Consider the following 6,877-nt stretch of genomic DNA (forward strand, 5'->3'; position numbering starts at 1 on the left):
AATAATTGGAATATTGTAAATTGGGCAAGACAGATTTGGAAGTTTCAAAGCTGTGCTTTGGCGGACTTATTATTGGACCTCTTCAAGCAAACCTTTCTCCGGAACTTGGAGCTGAAATAATTTTAGAGGCTTTTGAGCTTGGCGTCAATTTTATCGATACGGCAGAGCTTTATGGTACCTATCCCCATATTGGAAAAGCATTAAAAAAATCAAATAAGAATATTATTGTAGCGACTAAGTCCTACGCCTATTCTGCCGAAGGAGCAAAGGAGAGTCTTGAAAAAGCAAGGAGAGAATTGGATATTGATGTGATTGACATTTTTTTGCTTCACGAGCAGGAAAGCAGACTTACATTAAAGGGACATAGGGAAGCTCTGGAATATTATATTTCCATGAAAGAAAAGGGAATAATAAAAGCAGTTGGAGTATCGACCCATAATGTTGAAGTTGTGGATGCCTGCTGTGAGATGCCCGAGATTGATGTAATTCATCCTCTGGTAAACAAGGCTGGTATCGGTATAGGAGACGGATCAATTGAAGATATGCTCAAAGCCGTCGAAAAGGCTTATTTGGCGGGAAAAGGAATATACAGCATGAAGCCTTTGGGAGGAGGAAATCTTATTAAATCCTATAAGGAGGCTATGGATTTTGTACTGAATATTCCGTATATACATTCCATTGCTCTTGGTATGCAGTCGATAGAAGAGGTTATTATGAATGTTTGCATATTTGAGGGCAAAGAAGTGCCTCAAGATGTAAAAAAAGTCTTGAGAGCAAAAAGAGACAGCTTCATATAGACTGGTGGTGCGAAGGCTGCGGAAAATGTATAGAAAGATGCAAGCAGGGAGCTTTAAAATTGGTTGACGGAAAAGCAACAGTCGCAGAAGAAAAATGTGTATTATGCAGTTACTGTGCATCGGTATGTCCTGTATTTGCTATCAAAGTAACGTAATATTTTGCACAAAAGAGCCCTGGACCAAGTGAATATCATGGAAGTGGTGGAGGTATCTATGAGGATAATGGGGATTGATTACGGAGACAGCAGAATAGGGATTGCCATTAGCGATCCTTTCGGATGGACAGCTCAAGCACTTGAAACTATAAACTGGAAGGCAGATATCGAAGTTCCGATTAAGAGGATATCTGAACTGGTTGAAGAGTATGGGGTAAAAACGGTCATTATAGGTTTTCCGAAAAACATGGACGGTACTGTAGGTGCCAGGGGAGAGAAGACAATAGAGTTTATCGATTTGCTCAAGCAAAGGGTAAAGGGCATTGAAGTAATAAAGTGGGATGAAAGGCTGACTACAGTTGCTGCCAACAGGACTATGCATGAAATGGGAGTAAAAAAATCAAAAAAGAAACTGGTAGTCGATCAGATTGCAGCAGTATACATTCTGCAAGGATATCTCGATAGCCTGGGAAAGGTGTTATAAATTAATTTTTGTGCTATAAATATTGATAAAGTGAAAATAATAAAAGTGAAAATAATAGTTATATGTACTGGAATTTATAGAAGGTTGTGATATAATCTATACTTGATAATGGAAAATAGGAGGAATATTTATGACAGAAGAAAGAGATGGTCTTGTAGTATTAGTTGATGAGAATGGCGAGGAAACTGAGTTTGAACATCTTGATACAATTGAATATAACGGAAACGAATACGTAGTTCTCTTGCCGGTTGAACAGAGTGAAGAAGAAAACGACATTGAGGAAGTGGTTATTCTTAGGATTGAACAGAACGATGATGGAGAAGACAGTTTTGTGACTGTTGAAGATGATGATGAGTTAGAGGCTGTTTTTGAAGAGTTTAAGGTGAGATTGGAAGAGGAATTCGAGTTCGAAGAGTAATAATGCAAAAAACATCCCCGAATCTGATACTGAGAGATACAGATTCGGGGTTTTGCTTATAGGCGAAACACGGATATAAATTGTTTTTTCTGGTGGAAATTAAAAGGATTTTACTTTTTTATGTAGAAATATAACGAAGCAATAGATTTCGGCAAGAAAATTTTTTGCAAACGAAAAATATTGATTGAACAGAAAGTGTTGTAAATCTTCAATTTACTAAAGATAATGGGGGTTTAAAATGTTTAAAAATATTTCTTTTAAAAAAGGAGCAATATTGTTGGGAATATTAGCGCTTATGGCGTTTTCGGCTGCTGTAATCGAAACAGCACGGGAAATGACGCGGATACAAGCCCTGTACCTACAGAAGACAGTACCAACTTCGACTATATTGAGCAGCCAAGTCCCGAGCCGGACAGCGATGCAGAAGCAGTTGATTTTCATTTTCCTGAAAAAGGGGTACGGCCTTATGCTGTAATGATTGACAACCAAGGTACGATTTGTCTTCCCCAGGGCGGGCTGAGCCAGGCGCAGGTTATATACGAGGTAATTGTTGAGGGAGGCATAACGAGATTCATGCCTGTATTCTGGGGGCAAAAAACCGAGCTTATAGGGCCGGTGAGAAGCGCACGCCACTATTTCCTTGACTATGCAATGGAGCATGATGCAATTTATGTTCATATTGGGTGGAGCCTATGGCTATGGCGGATATACCGAAGTTGGGCGTTAACAATATAAACGGTGCTCCCGGTGTTTTCTGGGATATCACGAAGGATAAGTCAAACTGACAGGATACATATACGTCGATGGAGAAGCTTCAGGAATATGTAAAAAAAGTCAATTTCAGATCAAATTCAGACAAGGAAATGGTATTTAAGTATAATGAGAAAGACTCAGAACTCACAAACGCAAAAAAAGGCTGAAAAAGTCAATCTTTCATACTCTGCCGAGTATAAATCCTATTATGAATATGATGCTGACAAAAAACTGTACTTTAGATTTAGAAACGGGAAACCCCACATTGAAAGGCAGACTGAAGAACAGCTTACGACAAAGAATATTATTATTCAAAAGGTTAAAAATTATGACATAAAGGGCGACCAGTACGGAAGGCAGGAAGTTAATACCGTAGGAAGCGGGGAAGGCTATTATATTACAAACGGAAAGTGCATTGAAATCACATGGTCAAAATCCTCTAGAACAGAGAGAACGAAATACCTTGACAGCGAGGGAAAAGAGATAGTTTTAAATCCCGGTCAGACATGGATTCAGATATTCCCTGTTTCGGGAAAAATTGAAATAGAATAGCTGAAGTATTATTCTGAATATGACAGCCTGCTAATATAGGTTGATGTTGATAAAAAAGAACATATTGGTTATTATTATATATAGAACACTTGTAAAGAGTAATGCTCAAAGTGTTTAAAAATTCTGAATAAGGTATAATATTTTGACCAAAAACATATTTGATTTTTATTCTATATATATGTAATATATAGTTGGTATTATATACCTATTCGTTTGATTTTTATGGAGGTTAAGTTGGGTATTAGAGTTAGTGATAAAATATTACAAAACGTAGAGAAACCATCGAGATATACTGGGAATGAATGGAACAGCGTTAAGAAAGATTTAAAGGAGATTGATATAAGATTTGCTTTCTGTTTTCCAGATGTCTATGAAGTTGGGATGTCTCATCTTGGTATGAAAATTTTGTACCACCTTCTCAACGAGAGAGATGATACTTACTGTGAAAGGGTTTTTGCTCCCTGGGTTGACATGGAAGCAAAATGAGGGAGCATAATATACCTCTTTTTGCCCTTGAGACCCATGATCCCATAAGGGAATTTGATTTTATTGGTTTTACTCTTCAGTATGAGATGAGTTATACAAACATTATAAATATGCTTGATCTTGCAGGAGTACCTGTTTTAAGCAGCGAAAGGACAAAGGAGCATCCTTTTGTCTGCGCTGGCGGGCCTTGTGCATACAATCCGGAGCCTTTGGCAGATTTTATAGACTTTTTTATGATGGGTGAAGGCGAGGAAATAATCAATGAAGTGATGGATGCGTATGTTAAGTGGAAAAGCAAAAACCTGCCAAGAGAAGAATTTTTACATTCCATATCGTCAATAGAGGGAATATATATTCCTCAATTCTATGAAGTAAAATACAACGATGACGGTACTATAAGCTCTTTTTGCCAAAAAAGGACGAGTATCCGAAAAAAATAAGAAAAAGAATCATTAAGGATTTGGACAAGGTCTTTTTCCCGGATAAAATAGTGGTTCCCTTTACGGGAATTGTCCACGACAGGATAATGGTTGAGCTGTTCCGCGGTTGTACCAGGGGATGCAGGTTTTGTCAGGCAGGTTTTATTTACAGGCCTGTGAGGGAAAGAACGGCGGACAGGCTTTTGGAAATATCCCGAAAGCTTCAGGAAAGTACTGGGTATGAGGAAATCTCGCTTACTTCCCTAAGTACCAGCGACTATACGTCTTTAAAAGAGCTAACCGATGGATTAATTGACGAGATGGAGCCAAAAAAGGTGAATCTGTCCCTTCCATCCCTTAGAGTGGATTCTTTTTCCCTTGAACTTATGGAAAAGGCGCAGAAGGTGAGAAAAAGCGGTCTTACCTTTGCGCCGGAAGCGGGGACTCAGAGGCTTCGCAATGTTATAAACAAGGGTATAACCGAAGAAGATTTGATTAAATCTGTTTCTACAGCTTTTGGAGGAGGTTGGAGCGGAGTAAAGCTTTACTTTATGCTGGGTCTTCCGACAGAAACCTTAGATGATATTGCAGGCATAGCAGAACTTGGACATAAAGTTGTTGATGCATATAAAAGTACGCCGAAAGAGAAAAGAGGGAAAGGACTTAATGTTACCATCAGTACATCATCTTTTGTTCCAAAGCCCTTTACGCCCTTTCAGTGGGAAATGCAGGATAGTATGGATACTTTGAGAGAAAAACAGTTTTTCTTAAAGAGCAAAATAAAAATTAAGAGCATCAAGTACAACTGGCACGATCCGCAGCTAAGCTTTTTAGAAGCGATTTTTGCCCGCGGAGACCGGAAGCTGGGAAAGGTGCTGCTTAAGGCTTTTGAGAAAGGGTGCAAATTTGACAGTTGGGGAGAACACTTCAAATTTGATAAATGGATGGAAGCTTTCATAGAATGCGGAGTAGATCCTTCATTCTATGCTAACAGAAAAAGGTCATATGATGAAATTTTGCCTTGGGATCATATTGATGTAGGGGTCTCGAAGAAATTCTTAATAAGAGAATATGAAAAGGCTTTAAAAGAAGAAGTCACCCCGAACTGCAGGGTAAACTGTTCTGGCTGTGGCGCTACCGTGTTTGAGGGGGGATTTGTGTTGAGTAGCATAAGGGTAAGGTTTGTCCGAGGTGAGGAAGTGAAGTACATTTCCCATCTGGATTTGATGAAGATGTTTGAAAGAGCTTTAAGACGCTCGAAAATCCCCATAGCATATTCCCAGGGGTTCAACCCTCATCCCCATATGGTGTTCGGGCTTCCGCTTTCGGTGGGAGTTACCAGCGAATCGGAATATGCTGATTTTGAGCTTGAAACTGATATCGATTCCGGTGAATTTACACAGAGGCTGAACCAAAACCTGCCGAAAGGTATAGAAGTTGTCGATGCAAAGAAGAACAACACGACATCCAATATTATGGCTCAAGTGGCGGGAGCATCGTATGAAGTATTGGTTTTAGCCGATAGCAAAATCGGAATAGAGGATTTGAAATATAAACTTGACGAATTCCTAAAAAATGAGCAAATATTTGTTGAAAAAGAATCTAAAGGAAAGATAAAGAAAATAGATATACGCCCGATGATTTATAATGCTGATGTAAATAGTGCAGGAAATGCGCCAATTTCAGAAGATCCACAAGCGAATATTACTGAAAACCGTTGCAAAAATCCGTGGATTTTAAGATACGTTGAAATACTTGAAGCTGAGGATGATTTGTTCAAACAAAGCAATGAATCGGCTGTTTTCTGTTTTTCAATGCTGCTTGCTGCAGGAAGCATGGCAAATTTGAAGCCGGAATTTGTGATTACAGCTTTTGGGAGGCGCTCAGGAATTAGCTTTGATATATTGAAGATTCATCGTTCCGGTCTTTTTACAGGAAGCAAAGAAAAGTTGACGGATCCTCTGGGCGGTCATGTATTATTATCTATATGAGGTGGTATAATGGTTAGTGAAATTGTAGTTGATGTGGGGCTTAATGAAAAAAGAGTGGCTCTGCTGGAAGACAGGGAACTGGTTGAGGTATTTATAGAGAGAAATGATTGTGAAAGGCTTGTAGGCAATATTTACAGAGGAAGAGTGGAAAGTGTTCTGCCTGGCATGCAGGCGGCTTTTATAGATATTGGGTATGAAAAGAATGCATTTTTGTATGTTGGTGATGCCATACCCCAGAAAGAGTTTTCGGAAGATGACGAAGAGGTTTATAATGATGTTAAAAGCCACAGCATAGAAGAGATATTAAGACCCGGCCAGGAAATAACGGTACAAGTGACCAAAGAACCGATAGGTACAAAGGGACCTAGAGTTACTACCCATATAACTCTCCCGGGAAGGCAGATGGTGCTTCTGCCTAATGCCGATTACATCGGTATTTCCAGGAGAATAGAGCATGAAGAGGAACGTGCGAAGCTAAAAAAAATTGCAGAGAAAATTAAGCCCAAGAATATGGGTATTATTGTAAGGACTGTTTCGGAAGGCAAACGAGAAGAAGACTTTAAAAACGATTTAAACTTTTTGGTTAAGCTTTGGGCAAAGATAAAGCAGAGGGAACAGAGCGGACCGGTTCCCCGTTGTCTGCACAAGGACTTGAGTGTAATTTACAGAGCTGTCAGGGATATCTTTACATGGAATATTGATAGATTTGTTATTAATGACCGGCAGGAGTACAACAAGGTTCTCGAACTTGTTGAAATGCTTTCGCCGGCTCTGAAGCTGAGAGTTGAGTATTTCAATAAAAACATTGATTTATTTGAGTGG

At 39.1% G+C, this 6,877-nt stretch carries 7 protein-coding genes and 2 pseudogenes; all 9 read left to right on the forward strand.

Annotated features, from left to right (window positions below):
* Nucleotides 1–5 precede the first annotated feature (5 nt).
* Nucleotides 6–952 (forward strand): annotated as a pseudogene (locus JCM21531_RS05685) (aldo/keto reductase).
* A 58-nt stretch (nt 953–1,010) separates the two neighbouring features.
* Nucleotides 1,011–1,436 (forward strand): Holliday junction resolvase RuvX, encoded by a 426-nt coding sequence (gene ruvX, locus JCM21531_RS05690; RefSeq protein ID WP_038288140.1) that lies wholly within the window; start codon nt 1,011–1,013, stop codon nt 1,434–1,436.
* Nucleotides 1,437–1,566: 130 nt separating this feature from the next.
* Complete coding sequence (locus JCM21531_RS05695) at nt 1,567–1,854, forward strand: DUF1292 domain-containing protein (RefSeq protein WP_038288142.1); 288 nt, start codon at nt 1,567–1,569, stop codon at nt 1,852–1,854.
* A 238-nt stretch (nt 1,855–2,092) separates the two neighbouring features.
* Complete coding sequence (locus tag JCM21531_RS20835) at nt 2,093–2,329, forward strand: hypothetical protein (protein WP_243467284.1); 237 nt, start codon at nt 2,093–2,095, stop codon at nt 2,327–2,329.
* Complete coding sequence (locus tag JCM21531_RS20840) at nt 2,329–2,589, forward strand: DUF3048 N-terminal domain-containing protein (RefSeq protein ID WP_243467285.1); 261 nt, start codon at nt 2,329–2,331, stop codon at nt 2,587–2,589. The genes JCM21531_RS20835 and JCM21531_RS20840 overlap by 1 nt, the downstream gene beginning before the upstream one ends.
* Nucleotides 2,590–2,733: 144 nt before the next feature.
* The gene (locus JCM21531_RS20845; RefSeq protein ID WP_243467286.1) at nt 2,734–3,159 is read left to right on the forward strand and encodes a DUF3048 C-terminal domain-containing protein; all 426 of its coding nucleotides are present in this window, start codon (nt 2,734–2,736) and stop codon (nt 3,157–3,159) included.
* A gap of 222 nt (nt 3,160–3,381) precedes the next feature.
* A pseudogene (locus JCM21531_RS05705) lies at nt 3,382–5,218 on the forward strand (TIGR03960 family B12-binding radical SAM protein); the annotation flags it as partial.
* A gap of 3 nt (nt 5,219–5,221) precedes the next feature.
* Nucleotides 5,222–6,055, forward strand: a complete 834-nt coding sequence (locus JCM21531_RS20850) for a TIGR03936 family radical SAM-associated protein (RefSeq protein WP_173400172.1) — start codon at nt 5,222–5,224, stop codon at nt 6,053–6,055.
* Nucleotides 6,056–6,064: 9 nt separating this feature from the next.
* A partial coding sequence (locus JCM21531_RS05710) for a ribonuclease E/G (protein WP_038288144.1) occupies nt 6,065–6,877 on the forward strand: 813 nt, incomplete at its 3' end.

This window comes from Acetivibrio straminisolvens JCM 21531, assembly GCF_000521465.1.
Taxonomy (GTDB): Bacteria; Bacillota; Clostridia; order Acetivibrionales; family Acetivibrionaceae; genus Hungateiclostridium; species Hungateiclostridium straminisolvens.

What these genes read in the sequence shown, in the direction of transcription:
- JCM21531_RS20845 (WP_243467286.1), top strand. Translation starts at nt 2,734, where the DNA reads ATGAGAAAGACTCAGAACTCACAAACGCAAAAAAAGGCTGAAAAAGTC.
- JCM21531_RS20840 (WP_243467285.1), top strand. Translation starts at nt 2,329, where the DNA reads ATGATTGACAACCAAGGTACGATTTGTCTTCCCCAGGGCGGGCTGAGC.
- ruvX (WP_038288140.1), top strand. Translation starts at nt 1,011, where the DNA reads ATGAGGATAATGGGGATTGATTACGGAGACAGCAGAATAGGGATTGCC.
- JCM21531_RS05695 (WP_038288142.1), top strand. Translation starts at nt 1,567, where the DNA reads ATGACAGAAGAAAGAGATGGTCTTGTAGTATTAGTTGATGAGAATGGC.
- JCM21531_RS20835 (WP_243467284.1), top strand. Translation starts at nt 2,093, where the DNA reads ATGTTTAAAAATATTTCTTTTAAAAAAGGAGCAATATTGTTGGGAATA.